Here is an 18,904-nt window from a genome sequence, read left to right as displayed (position 1 = left end):
GGAGGGCTCCGGCCGCGGCCGGCGGCGCCCGGCGCGGCGGCCGTGTTCTACTGCGGGTGCGGCCCGCCGTGCCGCGCCCGGTCAGGCCCGTACCAGCAGAGAAGCGAACCACCCGCCGTGCGACTGAACGACCTCGACGAACGCATCGTCCACGCCCTCGCCGCGGACGCCCGACGCTCCTACGCCGACATCGGCTCGGAGGTCGGCCTGTCCGCCCCCGCCGTGAAACGCCGCGTCGACCGGCTGCGCGCCGAAGGCGCCATCACCGGCTTCACCGTCCGGGTCGACCCGGTGGCGCTCGGCTGGGAGACCGAGGGCTTCATCGAGCTATACTGCCGCCGCCACACCTCACCGGACGCCATCCACCGGGGCCTGGCGCGCTACCCGGAGGTGGCGTCCGCGTCGACCGTGACGGGTGACGCGGACGCCATCGCCCAGATTTTCGCCTCCGACATGCGCCACTTCGAGCAGGTGCTGGAGCGGATCGCCGGCGAGCCGTTCGTCGAACGCACCAAGTCCGTCCTCGTCCTCTCACCGCTGCTGCGCCGCTACTCCTCGGGCGCGCCCGGCTGAGACCCGCGGCCCGGCCTTCCGGACACCCGGCCTCCTCGTACCGGTCTCCCCGCACCGGTCTCCCCGCACCGGTCTCCCCGCACCGACGTCCCCGGACCGGCTTCGTCGCGCACGTCCCGCACCTCCGCACGTCCGTCACAACCACCCTGACCGCTCCCGCGCAACGAATCGCCGTATTCCGGTGTCCGTACGCAACGGATCGCGCCCCGGCGGCAACGGAGGCGGCTTGTCCGGCCACTGCGGCCGAACGTACCGTCGATACGTCCCCCCAGCGCCCCTTTCGTACCTCCCGAGGACCGCCATGCCGCCGCTGCGCACCGCCCTGCTCCAGAGTTCCGGAAGCCCCGGTGACGTGCCGGGAAACCTCCGGGTCCTGGACGAGGCCGCCCGCCGCGCCGCCGCCGCCGGTGCCCGGCTGCTGCTCACCCCCGAGCTGTTCCTCACCGGCTATGCCGTCGGCGACGCGCTGCCGGAGCTGGCCGAGCCCGCCGACGGGCCCTCCGCCGAGCGGATCGCAAAGACGGCGGCCGAGCACGGCATCGCCATCGGCTGCGGATATCCGGAGCGGGACGGGGACCGCCTGTACAACGCCGTGCGGCTCACCGGCCCCGACGGCGGCACGCTCGCCGGCTACCGCAAGACCCATCTCTTCGGGGACTTCGAGCAGGGGTGGTTCACCCCGGGCGACACCCCCGTCGTGCAGGCCGTCCTCGACGGCACCCGGCTCGGCCTGCTCGTCTGCTACGACGTCGAGTTCCCGGAGAACGTCCGGGCGCACGCGCTGGCCGGCACCGAACTGCTGCTCGTCCCCACCGCGCTGATGCGCCCGTACGAGTTCGTCGCGCACACGCTCCTGCCGGCCCGCGCGTACGAGAGCCAACTCCACATCGCGTACGCCAACCGCTGCGGCCCCGAGGGGGACTTCCACTTCGCCGGCCTCAGCTGCCTCGCCGCCCCGGACGGCACCGTCCGGGCCCGGGCCGGTCTGACCGAGGACCTGCTCGTCACCGAGGCCGACCCGGCCGTCGTCGTGGCGTCCCGCGCCGAGACGGCCTATCTGGACGACCGGCGTCCCGAGCTGTACGGCTCCCTGGCCCGGAGCTGAGACCGGCCCGGGCGGCGTCCACCGCACGCCACCGGCCAACGCGGGCGGGCCGGGATCTCAGCCCGCCCGACCGCGCAACCGTCACCGCACACCCGTCACCGCACACCCCCGTAGGAGACCCGACGCCCATGACGTCCGTGCCCACCGCCGTCCACGACGAGCAGCACGCCGAGGCCCAGGCCGCGCCGCCCATCACGATGTTCGGCCCGGACTTCCCGTTCGCCTACGACGACTACCTGGCCCACCCCGCCGGCCTCGGCCACATACCCGCCACCGAGCACGGCACCGAGGTCGCGGTCATCGGCGGCGGGCTCTCCGGCATCGTCACCGCGTACGAGCTGATGAAGACGGGCCTCCGGCCCGTCCTCTACGAGGCCGACCGGATCGGTGGCCGGCTGCGCACCGTCACCTTCGACGGCTGCTCCGCCGAGGGCGAGGAGGGAGCCCTGACGGCCGAGATGGGCGCCATGCGCTTCCCGCCGTCCTCCACCGCCTTCCAGCACTACGTCGACCTCGCCGGCCTGACCACGAAGCCGTTCCCGAACCCCCTCGCCCCCGACACCCCCTCCACGGTCGTCGACCTCAAGGGCGAGACGCACTACGCGCGCACCCTCGACGACCTCCCCGAGGTCTACACGCAGGTCATGCACGCCTGGAACGCCTGTCTGGAGGAGGGCGCGGACTTCTCCGGCATGCAGCGGGCCCTGCGCGAGCGCGACATCCCCCGGATCCGCGAGATCTGGTCCCGGCTCGTGGAGAAGCTGGACAACCAGACCTTCTACGGGTTCCTCTGCGACTCGCCCGCCTTCAAGTCGTTCCGGCACCGCGAGATCTTCGGCCAGGTCGGCTTCGGCACCGGGGGCTGGGACACCGACTTCCCGAACTCCATCCTGGAGATCCTCCGCGTCGTCTACACCGGCGCGGACGACGACCACCGCGGGATCGTCGGCGGCAGCCAGCAGCTTCCGCTGCGGCTCTGGGAACACGAGCCGCAGAAGACCGTGCACTGGCCGCACGGCACCTCCCTCGCGGCCCTGCACCCGGGCGGCGAACCGCGCCCCGCCGTGACCCGGCTGCACCGCACCGCGGGCAACCGCGTCACTGTCACCGACGCCACCGGCGACATCCGCACCTACCGCGCGGCGGTCTTCACCGCGCAGAGCTGGATGCTGCTGTCCAAGATCGACTGTGATGACGCGCTCTTCCCGATCGACCACTGGACGGCGATCGAGCGCACCCACTACATGGAGTCGTCCAAGCTGTTCGTGCCGGTCGACCGGCCGTTCTGGCTCGACCCGGCCGTCGACGAGAAGGGCGAGCCGACCGGCCGCGACACGATGAGCATGACGCTCACCGACCGCATGACCCGTGGCACGTATCTGCTCGACAACGGCCCGGACCGGCCCGCGGTCATCTGCCTCTCGTACACCTGGTGCGACGACAGCCTCAAGTGGCTGCCGCTGGACGCGGGCGAGCGGATGGAGGTCATGCTCAAGTCGCTCGGCGAGATCTACCCGAAGGTCGACATCCGGAAGCACATCATCGGCAACCCGGTCACCGTGTCCTGGGAGAACGAGCCCTACTTCATGGGCGCCTTCAAGGCCAACCTGCCGGGCCACTACCGCTACCAGCGGCGGCTGTTCACCCACTTCATGCAGGACCGCCTCCCCGCGGACCGGCGCGGCCTCTTCCTCGCGGGCGACGACATCTCGTGGACGGCGGGCTGGGCCGAGGGCGCCGTGCAGACCGCGCTCAACGCGGTCTGGGGCGTCATGCACCACTTCGGCGGCGCCACCGACCCGGCCAACCCGGGCCCCGGCGACGTCTACGACGAGATCGCGCCGGTGGAACTGCCGGACGACTGACCGCCGGGCCGCCGGCTGCTCGGACGATCGGCTGCCCGGACGATCGGCTGTCAGTGGGCCGCCGGCTGTCCGGGCCGCCGACGGTCGTTCGTCCGCCCGGCTGCCCGGCTGCCCGGCTGCCCGGCCGGCCCCGGGCATGGGTCCGGGCCGGCCGGGCGCGGCCACCCGCGCGGGGCACGGGCGCACTGCCGGTCAGGCGCCCGCCGCCCGTACGGCCGAGTACAGCTCCTCCGCGCGGTCGGCCAGCTCCTTCGCGTCCCGGCAGCCGGACTGCACGTCCAGCAGCACCTCCTGCGCCCCCGCCTCCGCCACCGCGGCGACATCCCCGGCGATCTGCTCCGTGCTGCCCGTGAACGGCGCGCGGCCCTCCTCGGGCAGCGGCTCGCCGAGGCGGACGTTGCCGCGCAGGCTGACGCCCAGGGACTCCGGGTCGCGCCCCTGTGCCGCGGTCAGCTCCCGCAACCCCGCCAGCTGAGCCCTGAGCTGCGGTCCGGTCAGGCCGACGGGCAGCCAGCCGTCCGCCCGCCGTGCCACCCGCGCGAGCGCGGGACCGCCGGAGGCAGCCAGATACACCGGAATGGGCCGGGCGGGCTTGGGGCCGACGTCGGCCGGGGCGATCGAGGAGTACGAACCCTCGTACGCCACCGGGTCCGGGCCCCACACGGCCGCGCATATGTCGAGCAACTCGTCCAGCTGGGCCCCGCGCCGGGCGAACTCGGTGACCCCCGCGGCCCGGTACTCGTCCGTGGACCAGCCGGTGCCGAAGCCCGCCACCACCCGGCCGCCGCTCGCCGCGTCCAGCGTCGCCAGTGAACGGGCGAGCGGGAACGGCGCGTGCAGCCCGGAGACGAGGACGCTGCCGGCGAGCCGGACCCGGTCCGTCGCGGCGGCGGCGAGCGTCAGCACCGTCAGCGGGTCCGCGACGCCCCGGTAGACGTCGGGCCACTCCAGCCCGGGCACCCCGTACAGGCCCTCCCGGGGCTTGCGCGGCACCAGCACCCGCTCCAGCACCCAGAGGCTGTCGTACCCGGTCCGCTCGGCGGTCCGCGCGATGTCCGCGACATCGCGCGTGAGGTCGTACTGCGCCATCTGCGGCAGGCCCAGGCCCAGTTTCACGCTCATGAACTCTCCGTCTCCTCAAGGGGTTTCGATCACCCCCATCGTGCCCACGGAGCCCCCGTCACCCACCCCCGCCCCCCGCCTCTCGTCCGGCCCGGGACGGCGGCCGTGTCAGCCGAGGGGAGTCAGCAGGAAGCGGCCCGCCATGCCGACCGTCGCATCCAGGCCCTCCCGGAACTCCTCGCGCAGCGTGGCCGAGCCGCGCAGCGCCCACAGGACCTCCGAGGCGGCCCAGGCACCGTCGCGCGCCCGAGCCAGGCACCACGATCCGGTCAGATGCGTCAGCGGGTCCGCGACCTCCAGCAGGTCGGGGCCCGGCATCAGCTCCTCCCGTACGCGTTCCTCCAGGTCGAGCAGGACGGTGTCGATCCGGTCGTAGTCGCCGCGCAGCCGCTCCGGCTCACAGCCCAGAGCCGTGCAGGTGGAGACGACGGCCACCGCCAGGTCGTGCCCGATGTGCGCGTTGATCCCAGCCAGCGCGAACTGCACCGGCCGCACCCCGGGATGGCGCCGCAGCTGGAACAGCGGCCGCCAGCAGGCCGCCGTACGCCGCCCCGCCTCGGCGGCGTCCACCGCCGCGAGGTAGAGCCCGGCGAACCGCACGCCGAGCGCCGTCGCGGCCGGCGGGTCCCGGAACCAGCCCGCCGCCGACCGCCGGGCGATGTCCTCGGTGACGGCCAGATACACCCGGTTGAACACGGCGAGGCCGTCGTGCGCCGGCAGCTCCGCGTCCAGCTTCCGCATCCGGTCCAGCACGTGCCGCACGCCGCTTCGTTCCGGCCGCGTGCGGTGTCCGGTCGTCGTCATCCGGCCAGCGTGGCAGGGCAGGGCGGCCCTTCCCGCGGTACGGGCCGGTCACCACCGGAACGGACCAACGACGCCGCCCGGACCGAGCAGTGCCGCGGGCGGCGCGGCCGGCCGGCGGGCGGCGCCCTCAGCCCTCGATCCGGCCCGCCCGCAGAGCCACTCGGCGGCCGGTGAAGCGGCGCCGCAGCATCCGGTCGTGCGAGACCACGACCAGCCCGCCCGGGAAGTGGGACAGCGCCTCCTCCAGGTCCTCCACCAGCGCCGGGGACAGATGGTTCGTCGGCTCGTCGAGCAGCAGCAGGTCGACCGGATCGCGGAGCAGCCGGGCGAGCGCCAGGCGGCGCAGTTGGCCGGGGGACAGCGCCGGGGTGGGGGCGGCCAGGTCGGCCGGGCGGAACAGCCCGAGGCCGAGCAGCGCGTCGCGGTGCTCGGCGGGCTCCCCGGGAAGCCCCTCCGCGTACGCCTCGAGCAGGCTGCGGCGGCCCGGGCCCGGACGGGTCTCCTGGGCGAGCAGACCGGTGCGCGCGGGGCGGGTCACCTCGCCGGCATCCGGCCGGAGAGCGCCCGCGAGGACGTGCAGCAGGGTGCTCTTGCCGGCCCCGTTCGGCCCGGTGACCAGCACGCGCTCGCCGGGCCGCACGGTGAACTCCGGTACGTCGAGCCGGCCGCCGACCCGGACGCCGTACGCCCCGGCGAGCACTTGTCCGCCGTCGCGCCCGCGGCCCGCGGGGTCTTTGTCCGTGCCGCCGGTGTCCGAGCGGTCGCCCGGGCCGCCCCCGGGCGCTCCGTCGCCACCCGTGCCGCCGCCTGATCCGGGGCGTGTCCTGCCGCTCCGGTCCGTGCCGCCGTCCGCTCCGTGGAGCGCCTTCCCGCCGTGGTCCGGGCCGCCGCCCGTGCCGCCGTCCGGGCCGCCGCACGTGCCGCCGTCGCCCGGGCCGCTGTCGCCCGTGCCGCCGTTGTGCGTGCCGTCGTCGTCCGGGCCGTCGCCCGCCGGGTCGTGGCCGCCGGGGTTCCCGCCGGACCGGAGGCGTGCGGTGAAGCGCAGGGGCTCCGGGGGCCGGGGTACGGCGTCGCGTTCCAGGCGGCGCAGCCGCTCGCCGGCGTTGCGCACCCGGGAGGAGATCTGCTTCTCGACGGTGCGCTGATGCCGCTGGTTGGGGTGACCGGCGCCGCCGTGCCCACCGGAGGCGAGCCGCCCGGCGGCGCTCCGGGCCAGTTCCCGGTGCCGGGTCAGCTCCTCCGTCCACTCCCGGTACCGCTGCTCCCAGCGGTGCCGGGCGGCGGCCTTGGCCCGCAGATACCCGGCGTAGCCGCCGCCGTGCCGGACGACGGTGCGGCGGTCGGCGTGGACCTCCCAGAGGGCGGTCGCGACGCGTTCGAGGAAGAGCCGGTCGTGGGAGACGACGAGGAGGGTGCCGCGGTGGGAACGGAGCCGTTCCTCCAGCCAGTCCAGGGCGGTGTTGTCGAGGTGGTTCGTCGGCTCGTCGAGCAGCATCAGCTGAGGGGAGGCGGCGAGCAGACAGGCGAGGCCGAGCCGGGCCTGTTCGCCGCCGGACAGCGTGCCCAGGGGGCGGTGCCGTTCGACGGCGCCCAGGCCGAGGCCGTGCAGGGCGGCGTCGACGCGGGCGTCGGCCGCGTAGCCGTCGCGCGCCTCGAAGGCGTCGAGCAGATCGCCGTACCGGGCCAGCAGAACGTCGAGTTCCCCGGGAGACGCGTCCGCGAGCGCCCGTTCGGTCTGCCGGAGCAGGGCCTCCAGCCGGCGCAGACCGGCCAGCGCCCGGTCGACGGCGTCCTGGACGGTGCCGCCGGGCGGCAGGTCGGGGGTCTGCGGCAGATGGCCGGTGCCACCGGGGGAGCGGACGAGGATCTGCCCGCCGTCGGAGGCCTCGGTTCCCGCGAGCAGTCGCAGCAGGGTCGACTTGCCGGAGCCGTTCTCGCCGATGACGCCGATGCGTTCGCCGGGCGCGGCGGTCTGCCGTACGCCGTCGAGCAGCGGCCGGCCGCCGGGTGCGCGGACGACGTCGTCGAGGACGAGCTGGAAGGCACCGGACGCCGGGGGCATGCCGGCCCCGGCGTCCGGCTCGCCCGCGGCCGGGTTGCGGAAGCCGGTGTCGTCCGGGGCGGACTGGTCCGGGGCGGGCTGATCCGGCGTGCGGCGGGCGAAGCCGGAGTGGCCCCGGGTGGAGTCGCCCGGGGTGGGCTGGTCCGGGGCGCGGCGGGCGAAGCCGGAGCCGGAATCGCCCGGGGTGGGGTCGCCCGTGGTGGGGTGGCCGAAACCGGGCTTGTCCGGGGTGGGGCCGGCCTTGGTGGGGCTGCCCGGGGTGGGGTGGCGGTCGCCCGGGCCGGGCTCGTCCGCCGCGTCGGCGATCTGCTCGGGCCTGATAGGGGCGCGGCGGCCGAAGTCGGTATCACCCGGGGTGGGGCCGCCCGGGGCAGGGTCGCCCGTGGTGGGGTGGCCGAAACCGGACTTGTCCGGGTCCGGGGCCGCCGGGGTGGTTGGTGCCGGGGCGCCGGTGGCCGGGGCCGCCGGGGTGGTCGCGTCGGCAGGGTGGCCCGGGTCGGCCGGGTGGGTCGGTGTGGTCCTGCCGGCCGTGCCGGAGGCAGGGGCGTGACGAGGGTGCTGGCGCACGGTGGATTCCGCCGTCTCGGGAGTGGGGTCGCTGGTACACCGAGAGGGAGCGGGGCGCCGGGGACGGCGGGCAGCCCGGGCGGCGGCAGCCGGCGGAGCGCCGGTGGCGTCGGTACAGGGGCGCACCCGAGGTGATGGGCCCGCGGCGGTGCTGTCGCGCGGCGGACCGGCCGTCCCCGGAGCGGTTCACGGAACGTCGCCGCGGCCGCGGAAGCGGCGGGCGGGAGACGGTCCGGGGCTCCCGGGAGGCGGAATCAGACGAAGTAGTACCAGCTGGCCATGGAGCGAGGGTAACAAGAGCCTCCCCGGCCCGGCATCCGCATTTCCGCGGCCGGAACGACCCGGTTGACGCTTCCGGCCCGGGCGGATGCGACGGTTCCGGCCCGGCAGGACGGGAGTCAGCCCGGGGAGCCGGGCCAGTCGTCCGGGCCGCCGCCGCGCCAGCGGATCAGGGCGGGGTCGTCGAGGGCGATCTGGTCGGGGTCGAGCCCGGCCCGGCGCAGGAACTCCAGCAGGTCGCGCGGCCCGGTGGCGGAGCCGACGTCCTGGCCGCGTATCCCGACCCGGCGTCGGCCCGACCCGTCGGGCGGGTGCACGACGACCGGCGGTTGTTCGTTCATGCGTTCCAGCGTGCTGCTGCGGCGGCCGCCGCGCACGTCGGCACGCCGCCGGTGTGCCCCCCGGTCCGCCCGGGCCGAGGGCCCGGGCTACCGCCCATTAACATTGGCGGGATTTGGTCGCTCGCAACAGCGGAAACGGAGCACTCATGGGCCTCGGCTTGGGCTGGAGACTGCACGGGGACGGGCGGGTCCCCGCGCCCGGAGCCGTCGTCCGGCCGGATGAACGGCTGTCGTGGCCGCGCACGGCAGGGCTGGGCGCGCAGCACGTGGTCGCCATGTTCGGTGCCTCCTTCGTGGCACCGGTGCTGATGGGCCTCGACCCGAACCTGGCCATCATGATGTCCGGCGTCGCGACCATGGTCTTCCTGCTCGCGACCCGGGGCCGGGTGCCCAGCTACCTCGGGTGCAGCCTCTCCTTCGTCGGCGTCGCCGCCGTGATCCGGGCGCAGGGAGGCGGGGCCGCCGAGATCACCGGCGCGATCCTGGTGGTCGGCGTCGCGCTCTTCCTCAGCGGGCTGGTGGTGCGGAAGTTCGGGGCACGGGTGATCCACGCGGCGATGCCGCCGGTGGTCACGGGCGCCGTGGTGATGCTGATCGGCTTCAACCTCGCGCCGGTCACGGCCTCCACCTACTGGCCGCAGGACCAGTGGACCGCTCTGCTCACGATGCTGTTCACCGGACTCGCCGTGGTCTGCCTGCGCGGCTTCTGGTCCCGCGTCGCGATCTTCCTCGGGCTGGTCTTCGGCTACGGCATCTCCTGGCTCTTCGATCTGCTCTTCGGGAAGATCCACTCGGTGAACGGCGGCACCGAGGCCGTCGACCACTGGCGGCTCGACCTCTCGGCGGTCGGCGAGGCCGACTGGATCGGGCTGCCGTCGCTGCACGCCCCGGCCTTCGAGTGGTCCGCGGTGCTCGTCGCGCTGCCGGTGGTGATCGCGCTCATCGCCGAGAACGCCGGGCATGTGAAGGCCGTCGGCGAGATGACCGGTGACCCGCTCGACGACCAGCTCGGCACGGCCGTCGCCGCGGACGGCGTGGGCACCGTGCTGTCGACAGCGGTCGGCGGCCCGGCCACCACCACGTACTCCGAGAACATCGGCGTCATGGCGGCGACCCGTGTCTACTCCACCGCCGCCTACTGGGCCGCGGCCTGTTTCGCCCTGCTGTTCGGCCTCTGCCCCAAGTTCGGCGCCGTCGTGGCCGCGATCCCCGGCGGTGTCCTCGGCGGCATCACCGTCATCCTGTACGGCATGATCGGCCTGCTCGGCGCGCAGATCTGGGTGCACAACAAGGTCGACCTGCGCAACCCGCTCAACCTCGTGCCGGTGTCGGCGGGCATCATCATCGGCGTCGGCGGCGTCAGCCTGAAGATCAGCGACAATTTCGAGCTGAGCGGCATCGCGCTCGGCACCGTCGTCGTGCTGAGCGGCTTCCATGTGCTTCGCGCCCTGGCCCCGGCGCACCTGAAGACCCAGGAGCCGCTGCTCGACGCGGGCACCACCTCGTACGAGAACGGGGCCGCCTCCCGAGAAGCGGCCGCCTCCCACGATGAGGGGGCGGCTCCCCACAGCGACGGCACGGACGGCAGCGAGCCGGGCGGGAAGGGACCGGGCGGGAACGGCGGCCGGCGCGCCGGCAGGGACTGACCGGACCGGGCGGCGGCCCCCCGCGGCGTCCCCGCCGTGCCGTGCCGGGACGCATGTGCGGCCGCACGGCGCACGTACCGCTGTACGTACATCCGCATGTACAGCCGTGCCCGGCCGTCCCGAGCCGGTGTCCTGCCGCCGGTGGCGCGTGCCGGGCCGGGGCGGTCCGCTGCGGGCGGAGCGTCAGCCCCGCGGGGCCGCGAAGCGCAGGAAGTCGGCCCACGCCGCCGAGCCCACCGTGAGCCGCGGGCCGTCCGGATCCTTGGAGTCCCGCACGGCCACCCGGGCCGCGGGCGCCCCCGAGACGGCGATCTCCACGCATTCGCCGCCCTGCGCGCCGCTGTGACTGGACTTGCGCCACGAGGCGCCTGCCGAGCCTGCCGACTCCGGAGTCTTCCTCATAGTTCCTCCATCACCGTCACGATCATGCCGACCGAGGCGTCGGGCGACAGCGCAGCCGCGCGGACAAGATCGTATCGGAAGTCACATTCCTCGACTTCCGGAGCGGAGTCGATGAGCTGGCTGCTGCCGTACCCCTCGCAGTACGCGACGTCCTGCTCGTCCGTGAAGGACAGCAGGGTCAGCGCCCCGTCCACCCCCGGGTGGGCCCCGGCCGAGAACGGGAGCACCTGGAGGACGACCCGGGAGCGGGCGGCCATGGCCACGAGGTGCGCCAGCTGGCCCCGCTGCACGTCGGGGCCGCCGACGGTGCGGCGGAGCACGGCCTCGTCGAGGATCACCCAGAGCCGGGGCGGCTTGTTCTGGTCCAGGATGCGCTGCCGCTCCAGCCGGGCCGCGAGACGGTCCGCGAGGTCGTCCGGCTTGAGCGTGGAGAGCAGCGCGCGGGCGTAGCCCTCCGTCTGGAGCAGCCCGTGCACCACCTGCGGCTGGAAGGAACGGATGCCGGTGGCGGACTTCTCCAGCTGGACGTAGCCCCGGAACCAGGCGGGGTGGCTGTCCCGGTTGACCAGCGGCCAGAGCCGGCTGAGCGCGCCGTCGGTGCCGAGGGCGGCGTCGACCCGTTCGGCGAAGTCGCGGCTGGGGCTGCGGCGGGCGGTCTCGACCTGGCCGACCAGCGAGCCGGTGTAGTTGACGACCTCACCCAGACGGTCCTGGCTCAGACCGGCGGCCGTGCGGTGACGGCGCAGCTCGCTGCCGAAGAAGGCGAGCACCGACGAGGTCGGGTCGAGCTCTCGCGGTGCGACCACGGGCGTCCCCTCTTCCGGTCTTCCGGTCTTCCGGTCTTCAGGCCGGTTGGTCCGGTTGGTCGGTGGTCCGGTTCTCCGTGCGGGAAGCACCGTGCGGAATCCAACAGCGCAGCGGTTGGGTGACTCCCCGTAGTCGAGCGTAGCCGTACGGGGTCAGGCTCGACACGTGGCCTCCGGACATTCCTCACGCTTCGAACTATCCGCGACCGACTCCGCCCCGGCACTCGCCCGCCGGCACACCCGTACGGCACTGTCCGCCTGGCGGGTCCCCGAGGACACCCGCACGGTCGCGGAGCTGTTGGTGAGCGAGCTGGTCACCAACGCGGTGCAGCACGGCTCGGGCGGCGGTGGAGAGCCGCTCGCGCTGGAGTTGGAGCGGGACGGACCGCTGCTGCACCTGCGGGTGTCCGACAGCAGCGGCCGCCCGCCCGTCGCCGTGGCGCCGGAGGAGTCGGCGGAGAGCGGGCGGGGCCTGACGATCGTGGCCGCGCTGAGCAAGGAATGGGGGCACCGGCTGCTGCCCGGAGGCGGCAAGACGGTGTGGTGCGAGCTGGTCACCGGCTGAGCCGGGGTACGGACCGCCGGCGGCCCGAGGGGCGCCGGGAGCCGGGCGGACGCCGGCCTTCCGGGGGCCGTTCCCGCCCGGCTCCCGGTCCGGTCGGGGCGGCGCCGCGCGCCCGTCCGGGGGCTCACGGACGGCAGCGGGCGCCCCACCCGACGTGAGTGAGCCCACAGGAACCACCCGTATGGCGGCCCCGTCGGCGTGGCACACTGGACGCGTACCAGTGACGTCAGCGCACTCCGGGGTCGGTGAAAGTCCGAACCGGCGGTTAAAGTCCGCGACCCGGCCGCAGCCAGCGGCCGGTTGACCAGGTGAAATTCCTGGACCGACGGTTAAAGTCCGGATGGGAGGCAGTGCGCGGCGGGCAGAGCACCGGTGCGCCGCCGCCCGGCGGTCCGGCCACCCTCCTGTGAGGGGCGAGCCGTACGGCCCGGCCCCGTCGCCCCGCTGTGCCGCGCCCGTCCTGTCATCTCGACAGCCCCGGAGTCCGCCCGTAGAGGCAGGAGGACCCGGTGGCCCCCCAAGCGGCAGCCACGGCCGAGATCACGGCCATGCGGCGCGCCATCGCGCTCGCGGCCCGCGGACTCGGCTCCACCAGCCCCAACCCGGCCGTCGGCTGCGTGATCCTCGACGCCTCCGGCGCGACCGCCGGCGAGGGCAGCCACCTGCGGGCCGGCGGCCCGCACGCCGAGGTGCACGCCCTGCGCGAGGCGGGGGAACGGGCCCGCGGCGGCACCGCGCTCGTCACCCTCGAACCCTGCGCCCACACCGGCCGCACCGGCCCCTGCGCCCGGGCGCTGGTCGACGCCGGAGTCTCCCGCGTCGTCTACGCCGTCGCCGACCCGAACGCCGAGGCGGCCGGGGGCGCCGCCACGCTCGCCGCCGCCGGGATCGACGTCGAGGGCGGGCTGCTCGCGGAGGAGGCCGAGGAGGGCAACATCGCCTGGCTCACCTCCGTACGCCGCGGCCGGCCCTTCGTCCGGTGGAAGTACGCCGCGACGCTCGACGGCCGGAGCGCGGCCGCCGACGGGACCAGCCGCTGGATCACCTCGCCCGGGTCCCGCGCCGACGTGCACCGGCTGCGCGCCGAGGCCGACGCCGTCGTCGTCGGCTCCGGCACGGCCCGCACCGACGACCCGCACCTCGGCGCCCGCGACGCGGCGCTGCTGGACAGCGAGATCACCCAGCCGCTGCGTGTCGTGGTCGACAGCAGCGCCTCCGCCGTCAAACCCGGCGCCAGGGTGCTGGACGGCAGCGCGCCCACCCTGATCGCCGTCGCCGAGGACGCCGACGCGTCCCGCATCGAGGGCCTCGCCCCGGTCGTCCGGCTGCCGCGCGCACCCGGCGGCACCGGGCTCTCCATCCCCGCCCTGCTGCGCGGCCTGTACGAGCGCGATGTGCGCTCGGTGCTGCTGGAGGGCGGGCCGACGCTCGCCGGAGCCTTCGTCGCGGCCCGCGCCGTCGACCAGGTCGTCGGCTATCTGGCGCCCGCGCTGCTCGGTGCCGGGCCGCACGTCCTGGCCGACGCCGGAATCGGCACGATCGCCGAGGCGTTGCGGCTCCGTGTGACCGGCGCCGACCGCATCGGCCCGGATCTGCGCCTCACCGCCGTACCCGTACTCCCCGCCCCACCCGCCACCGCACCCGCCTCCGAGGAGAGCTGACGTGTTCACCGGAATCGTCGAAGAACTGGGCGAGGTCGTCGCCGTCGAGCACATCGACGGGGACGGCGGCCCGCAGCCGCAGCCCGGCGGAGCGGCCCGGCTGCGGCTGCGCGGCCCGCTGGTCACCGAGGACGCCGGGCACGGCGACTCCATCGCCGTCAACGGGGTCTGCCTGACCGTCACCGACACCGCCCGCGGCGAGTTCACCGCCGACGTGATGGCCGAGACCCTGAACCGCTCCGTCCTCGGCAGCCTCGTCCCCGGCAGCCGTGTCAACCTGGAGCGCCCCATGGCCCTCGGCGGCCGGCTCGGCGGCCACCTCGTGCAGGGACACGTCGACGGAACCGGCGTCATCTCCGAGCGGATCCCCGGCGAGCAGTGGGAGATCGTACGGATCACACTGCCGCCCGGGCTCGCCCGCTACGTCGTGGAGAAGGGCTCGATCACGGTCGACGGGGTCAGCCTCACCGTCGTCGAGGCGGCCGGCGACTCCTTCACCGTCAGCCTCATCCCCACCACCCTCGGCCTGACCACGCTCGGCATCAAGCAGCCGGGCGACCCGGTCAACCTCGAGGTCGACGTCCTCGCCAAGTACGTCGAGCGGCTGCTCGGCGCCGGCGCGCACACCGCGGAGGCCGCCAAGTGAGCGCCGTGGACTGGCTGGACGGCACCGCCTTCCACGCCTTCGGACAGCACGTCATCTGGTCCGACATGATCGGCAACACGATCGGCCTGCTCGCCCTCGCGCTGGGCTGGCGCCGCTCCATATGGACCTGGCCGGCGCAACTGCTGTCCGGGCTGGTGCTCGTCGTCGCCTACGCCTCGGCGCAGCTGTCCGGCGGCGTGGGCAAGCAACTGCTGGTCATCGGCGTCGCGCTGTGGGGCTGGCGGCAGTGGCGGCTCGGCAGCCGCAAGGCGCAGGACGGCAGCATCGCCGTGCGGTTCGCGACCTGGCGCGAGCGCGGACTGCTCGCGGCGGGCACGGCCGCGGGGACGCTCGCCGTCGGCGGGCTGTTCACCCTCGTCCCCTCGCTGTCCTGGAACCCCTGGCCGGACGCCTACATCTTCACCGGCACCCTCGCGGCGATGGTCGCCCAGGCCCGGGGGCTCGTCGAGTTCTGGTTCGCCTGGCTGCTCGTCGACCTCGTCGGCGTGCCGCTCGCCTTCAGCAGCGGACTGGCCTTCTCCGGCCTCGTCTACGTCATCTATCTCGTGCTCGTCCTGTGGGGCCTGCGCGACTGGTGGCTTCGCACCCGTCTCGACGCGGGGCCCGTCCTGGAAGGAGCCACGGCATGACCGTCGGCGCACACGACTGGCATCTCGACGACCTCACCCTCGACCCGGTGGAACGCGCCATCGGCGACATCGCCGCGGGCCGCCCCGTCATCGTCGTCGACGACGCGGACCGGGAGAACGAGGGCGACCTCGTCATCGCCGCCGAGAAGGCAACGCCCGAGGTCGTCGCCTTCATGATGACCGAGTGCCGCGGGCTGATCTGCGCGCCGCTCGACGGCGCCGACCTCGACCGGCTCGACCTCCCGCAGATGGTGCAGCAGAACACCGAGTCGATGCGGACGGCGTTCACCGTCTCCGTCGACGCGTCCGCCGCGTACGGCGTCACCACCGGCATCTCCGCCGCCGACCGCGCCGCGACCCTGCGGCTGCTGGCCTCGGGCGACAGCGTCCCGGGCGACTTCGTCCGCCCCGGGCACATCTTCCCGCTGCGCGCCAGGGCGGGCGGGGTGCTGGCCCGCAACGGCCACACCGAGGCCGGGGTGGACCTCGCGCGGCTCGCCGGGCTGCGGCCCGCCGCCGCCATCGTCGAGATCGCCGCCGAGGACGGCACCATGATGCGGCTGCCGGAGCTGGTGCCCTTCGCCCGCAAGCACGGGCTGGCGATCATCTCCATCGAGGACCTGGTCGCGTACCGCCGCTCCGCCGAGCCGACCGTCCGCCGCGAGGCCGAGACCCGGCTTCCCACGGCCTTCGGCGACTTCCGGGCGCACGGCTACCGCTCCACCACCGACGGCGTCGAGCACATCGCGCTCGTGCAGGGCGACATCGGCGACGGCGAGGACGTCCTCGTCCGGGTCCACTCCGAGTGCCTGACCGGGGACATCTTCGGCTCCCTGCGCTGCGACTGCGGTCCGCAGCTCCAGGCGTCCCTGGCCCGGGTCACCGAGGAGGGCCGCGGCGTCGTGCTCTATCTCCGGGGCCACGAGGGCCGCGGCATCGGGCTCATGTCGAAGCTGCGCGCGTACGAGCTCCAGGAGCGCGGCCGGGACACCCTCGACGCGAACCTCGAACTCGGCCTGCCCGCCGACGCCCGCGACTACGCGGCGGGCGCGCAGATCCTCACCGACCTCGGCGTCCGCAGCGTCCGGCTGCTGACGAACAACCCCGAGAAGTCCGACGCCCTGCTCCGGCACGGGCTGCGGGTCACCGGCCGGGAGCCCGTGCCCGTCCAGGCGGGCGAGCACAACCTGCGCTATCTGCGCACCAAGCGGGACCGGATGGGGCACGACCTGCCCTGGCTGGACGCCGAACGCGCGTCCGCCTGCCACAACCAGTAGAACGACCGAGAACGCGCAAGCGAAGACAAGAGCACGAGGAGAGACGTGAGCGGTAAGGGCGCCCCCGAACTGTCCGTGAAGAACTGCGGAGACCTGCGTGTGGCCGTGATCGCCGCGCAGTGGCACGAGAAGGTGATGGGGGGCCTGGTCGACGGCGCGCTGCGGGCCCTGCGCGAGCTGGGCATCGACGAGCCGACCCTGCTGCGGGTGCCGGGCAGCTTCGAGCTGCCGGTCGTCGCCAAGGTCCTCGCCGACCGCGGCTACGACGCGATCGTCGCGCTCGGCGTCGTCATCCGCGGCGGCACCCCGCACTTCGAGTACGTCTGCCAGGGCGTCACCCAGGGCCTCACCCAGGTCTCCGTCGACACCGGAGTCCCGGTCGGGTTCGGCGTCCTGACCTGCGACACCGAGGAGCAGGCGCTGGACCGGGCCGGGCTGGCGGACTCCCGCGAGGACAAGGGCCACGAGGCCGTCACCGCGGCCGTCGCCACCGCGACCACGCTGCGCGGCGTCGCCGAGCCCTGGCGCTGAGCCGTGCCGCCCGCGGCCCGTCCGGGCCGCGGGCCGGTGCCCGGGCCCGGGCGGGTGTCCGCAGTCTGAGCCGCCCGTCCCGGACGGCGGCGGAACCGGTAAGTTGTACCCACCATGGCGAACAAGACATTCGAGGAGCTGTTCACCGAGCTCCGGAACAAGGCGGCCACCGGCGACCCCGCCACCTCCCGCACCGCCGAACTCGTGGCGGCCGGCGTGCACACCATCGGCAAGAAGGTCGTCGAGGAGGCGGCCGAGGTGTGGATGGCCGCCGAGCACGAGGGCGAGGACCGCACCGCCGAGGAGATCTCGCAGCTCCTCTACCACCTCCAGGTCATGATGGTCGCCCGGGGGATCACCCTCGACGACGTATACGCTCACCTCTGAGCCGCCGCCCTCCCGCGGCCGCCGCGCACGACCCGCTCACCACCTCCCGCCGAACTCACCGAACTCACCGAACTCACCGAAGAAGCGAAGGAAACGTCCTCATGCTGCGCATCGCCGTCCCCAACAAGGGTTCTCTCTCCGAGCCTGCGTCGGCGATGCTCCATGAGGCCGGCTACAAGCAGCGCAAGGACCGCCGCGAGCTGGTGCTCGTCGACAACGACAACGAGGTCGAGTTCTTCTTCCTCCGCCCGCGCGACATCGCCGTCTACGTCGGCTCCGGCCGCCTCGACATCGGCATCACCGGCCGTGACCTGCTGCTGGACTCCGGCGCCGACGCTGAGGAGATCCTCCAGCTCGGCTTCGCCGGGTCCACCTTCCGCTACGCCACCCGACCCGGCACCGCCAAGGACGTCTCCGAGTTCGGCGGCATGACCGTCGCCACGTCCTTCGCCGGGCTGGTCGCCAAGCACCTCGGGGAGAACGGCGTGGACGCCTCCGTCGTCCGCCTCGACGGGGCCGTCGAGACCGCCATCCAGCTCGGTGTGGCGGAGATCATCGCCGATGTCGTGGAGACCGGCACGACGCTCCGCAACGCCGGACTGGAGATCATCGGCGAGCCGATCCTGGAGTCCGAGGCGGTCGTCATCCGGCGCACCGGCGAGGGCACCGAGGACGCGAAGGTGCGCCAGTTCCTCCGCCGCATGCAGGGCGTACTGGTGGCCCGCCGCTACGTGATGATGGACTACGACATCCGCGTCGAGCACGTCGAGCGGGCCGTCTCGCTCACGCCCGGCCTGGAGTCCCCGACCGTCTCGCCGCTGCACCACGAGGGCTGGGTCGCGGTCCGCTCGATGGTCCCGTCCCGGGACGCCCAGCGCATCATGGACGAGCTGTACGACCTCGGCGCCCGGGCGATCCTCACCACCGGCATCCACGCCTGCCGCCTCTGACGCAGCCGCCCGCGCGGCACCGGTCCGCCGACCGGGCGCCGCGCGGCCCGATCCACGGGAGACCGACACCGTGTCCTCCTCCACCCCCGGTACGGGATCCGGCCGGCCGGGACCGGACGGCCGCACCGAGCTGCCCGTCACCTTCCGGCCGACCCGCACCCGGGTGATCCTGCTCGCCTGCGGGACCGCTCTCCTCGTCACGCTGACCGTGATCGCGCTGGCGCTGCCCTCGCTCGGCGGCGGCGAGCGCGTGTCCTTCGTCGCCACCGGACTGCTCTTCCTCGCCGTGCTGGCCCTGCTCAGCCGTCCGCGGGTGGACGCCGACAGCACCGGGATCACCGTGGTCAACCTGACGACCGTGCGCCGGCTGGAATGGGCCGAGGTCGTCCGGGTCAACCTCCGCCCCGGCGACCCGTGGGTGCAGCTCGACCTCGCCGACGGCACCCAGCTGCCCGCCATGGGCATCCAGCCCGGGCTGGCCCGGGAACACGCCCTGGCCGACGCCCGCGCGCTGCGCGATCTCGCCGAGCGGCACGGCACCAGCCCGGCCGACGGCTGAGACGCCCTCACGCCGTCGCCACGAGGGCGGCACCGCCGCCGCGCCCGTGATGACGGCGTCACGGCGTGATGCCACACCCGCCGCGACTACGTGCCCCGTGACACCC

At 74.4% G+C, this 18,904-nt stretch carries 19 protein-coding genes and 1 riboswitch; of the genes, 13 read left to right on the top strand and 6 right to left on the bottom strand.

All coding sequences use genetic code 11. The features are described from left to right. Window positions 1-117: 117 nt before the first annotated feature. The 3 genes from GCU69_RS18150 to GCU69_RS18140 all read left to right on the top strand — a co-directional run bounded on the left by GCU69_RS18150 (window position 118) and on the right by GCU69_RS18140 (window position 3,543). On the top strand, window positions 118-573 hold the full coding sequence (locus GCU69_RS18150) for an Lrp/AsnC family transcriptional regulator (protein ID WP_098750877.1): 456 nt from the start codon (window positions 118-120) through the stop codon (window positions 571-573). Between the two features lie 301 nt (window positions 574-874). Further along, window positions 875-1,678 carry a carbon-nitrogen hydrolase family protein gene (locus tag GCU69_RS18145; RefSeq protein ID WP_156206623.1) on the top strand — a complete coding sequence of 268 codons (804 nt, stop codon included), beginning with the start codon at window positions 875-877 and terminating at the stop codon, window positions 1,676-1,678. Between the two features lie 128 nt (window positions 1,679-1,806). Continuing rightward, window positions 1,807-3,543 (top strand): flavin monoamine oxidase family protein, encoded by a 1,737-nt coding sequence (locus tag GCU69_RS18140; protein ID WP_098750875.1) that lies wholly within the window; start codon window positions 1,807-1,809, stop codon window positions 3,541-3,543. 192 nt (window positions 3,544-3,735) lie between these two features. Here the strand turns inward: GCU69_RS18140 and GCU69_RS18135 are convergent, their stop codons facing one another. The 4 genes from GCU69_RS18135 to GCU69_RS18115 form a co-directional block, all read right to left on the bottom strand. After that, the gene (locus GCU69_RS18135) at window positions 3,736-4,665 is read right to left on the bottom strand and encodes an LLM class F420-dependent oxidoreductase (protein WP_098750874.1); all 930 of its coding nucleotides are present in this window, start codon (window positions 4,663-4,665) and stop codon (window positions 3,736-3,738) included. A 108-nt stretch (window positions 4,666-4,773) separates the two neighbouring features. After that, window positions 4,774-5,469: a DUF5995 family protein gene (locus GCU69_RS18130; RefSeq protein ID WP_156206622.1), complete on the bottom strand. Its 696-nt coding sequence runs from the start codon at window positions 5,467-5,469 to the stop codon at window positions 4,774-4,776. Window positions 5,470-5,596: 127 nt separating this feature from the next. Further along, window positions 5,597-7,531: an ABC-F family ATP-binding cassette domain-containing protein gene (locus tag GCU69_RS33855; RefSeq protein WP_235978548.1), complete on the bottom strand. Its 1,935-nt coding sequence runs from the start codon at window positions 7,529-7,531 to the stop codon at window positions 5,597-5,599. 965 nt (window positions 7,532-8,496) lie between these two features. Then, window positions 8,497-8,718 (bottom strand): hypothetical protein, encoded by a 222-nt coding sequence (locus GCU69_RS18115; protein WP_156206621.1) that lies wholly within the window; start codon window positions 8,716-8,718, stop codon window positions 8,497-8,499. A 146-nt stretch (window positions 8,719-8,864) separates the two neighbouring features. Here GCU69_RS18115 and GCU69_RS18110 point away from each other — a divergent pair, with 146 nt between their 5' ends. Then, window positions 8,865-10,364 carry a uracil-xanthine permease family protein gene (locus GCU69_RS18110; RefSeq protein ID WP_156206620.1) on the top strand — a complete coding sequence of 500 codons (1,500 nt, stop codon included), beginning with the start codon at window positions 8,865-8,867 and terminating at the stop codon, window positions 10,362-10,364. A gap of 183 nt (window positions 10,365-10,547) precedes the next feature. Here the strand turns inward: GCU69_RS18110 and GCU69_RS18105 are convergent, their stop codons facing one another. Both GCU69_RS18105 and GCU69_RS18100 read right to left on the bottom strand, forming a co-directional pair. Further along, complete coding sequence (locus GCU69_RS18105; protein ID WP_098750792.1) at window positions 10,548-10,766, bottom strand: DUF397 domain-containing protein; 219 nt, start codon at window positions 10,764-10,766, stop codon at window positions 10,548-10,550. After that, a complete protein-coding gene (locus GCU69_RS18100; protein ID WP_098750791.1) occupies window positions 10,763-11,572 on the bottom strand; it encodes a helix-turn-helix domain-containing protein in 810 nt (269 codons plus the stop codon). The genes GCU69_RS18105 and GCU69_RS18100 overlap by 4 nt, the downstream gene beginning before the upstream one ends. A gap of 166 nt (window positions 11,573-11,738) precedes the next feature. On the opposite strand from GCU69_RS18100, the gene GCU69_RS18095 reads away from it, so the two are divergent. The 9 genes from GCU69_RS18095 (at window position 11,739) to GCU69_RS18055 (ending at window position 18,798) form a co-directional block, all read left to right on the top strand. After that, on the top strand, window positions 11,739-12,137 hold the full coding sequence (locus GCU69_RS18095; protein WP_098750790.1) for an ATP-binding protein: 399 nt from the start codon (window positions 11,739-11,741) through the stop codon (window positions 12,135-12,137). A gap of 227 nt (window positions 12,138-12,364) precedes the next feature. After that, window positions 12,365-12,495: riboswitch (FMN riboswitch) on the top strand. A gap of 190 nt (window positions 12,496-12,685) precedes the next feature. Continuing rightward, window positions 12,686-13,798, top strand: coding sequence for a bifunctional diaminohydroxyphosphoribosylaminopyrimidine deaminase/5-amino-6-(5-phosphoribosylamino)uracil reductase RibD (gene ribD / locus GCU69_RS18090; protein WP_098750796.1), 1,113 nt, complete (start codon window positions 12,686-12,688; stop codon window positions 13,796-13,798). A gap of 1 nt (window position 13,799) precedes the next feature. Next, window positions 13,800-14,444, top strand: a complete 645-nt coding sequence (locus tag GCU69_RS18085; RefSeq protein ID WP_098750789.1) for a riboflavin synthase — start codon at window positions 13,800-13,802, stop codon at window positions 14,442-14,444. Continuing rightward, window positions 14,441-15,094 (top strand): nicotinamide mononucleotide transporter family protein, encoded by a 654-nt coding sequence (locus tag GCU69_RS18080; protein ID WP_098750788.1) that lies wholly within the window; start codon window positions 14,441-14,443, stop codon window positions 15,092-15,094. The genes GCU69_RS18085 and GCU69_RS18080 overlap by 4 nt, the downstream gene beginning before the upstream one ends. Next, window positions 15,091-16,371, top strand: a complete 1,281-nt coding sequence (locus GCU69_RS18075; protein WP_098750787.1) for a bifunctional 3,4-dihydroxy-2-butanone-4-phosphate synthase/GTP cyclohydrolase II — start codon at window positions 15,091-15,093, stop codon at window positions 16,369-16,371. Before GCU69_RS18080 ends, GCU69_RS18075 begins: the two co-directional genes overlap by 4 nt. Window positions 16,372-16,416: 45 nt before the next feature. Further along, window positions 16,417-16,902 (top strand): 6,7-dimethyl-8-ribityllumazine synthase, encoded by a 486-nt coding sequence (ribH, locus tag GCU69_RS18070; RefSeq protein ID WP_098750786.1) that lies wholly within the window; start codon window positions 16,417-16,419, stop codon window positions 16,900-16,902. 114 nt (window positions 16,903-17,016) lie between these two features. Further along, window positions 17,017-17,289 carry a phosphoribosyl-ATP diphosphatase gene (locus tag GCU69_RS18065; RefSeq protein WP_098750785.1) on the top strand — a complete coding sequence of 91 codons (273 nt, stop codon included), beginning with the start codon at window positions 17,017-17,019 and terminating at the stop codon, window positions 17,287-17,289. A gap of 101 nt (window positions 17,290-17,390) precedes the next feature. Then, a complete protein-coding gene (hisG, locus tag GCU69_RS18060) occupies window positions 17,391-18,239 on the top strand; it encodes an ATP phosphoribosyltransferase (protein ID WP_098750784.1) in 849 nt (282 codons plus the stop codon). Between the two features lie 70 nt (window positions 18,240-18,309). Then, window positions 18,310-18,798, top strand: coding sequence for a PH domain-containing protein (locus GCU69_RS18055; protein ID WP_235978544.1), 489 nt, complete (start codon window positions 18,310-18,312; stop codon window positions 18,796-18,798). Window positions 18,799-18,904 lie beyond the last annotated feature (106 nt).

This window comes from Streptomyces lycii (assembly GCF_009735685.1).
Classification (GTDB): domain Bacteria; phylum Actinomycetota; class Actinomycetes; order Streptomycetales; family Streptomycetaceae; genus Streptomyces; species Streptomyces lycii.
Note: the sequence above shows the minus strand (reverse complement) of the source record. Positions and strands in the feature narration are given on the sequence as shown.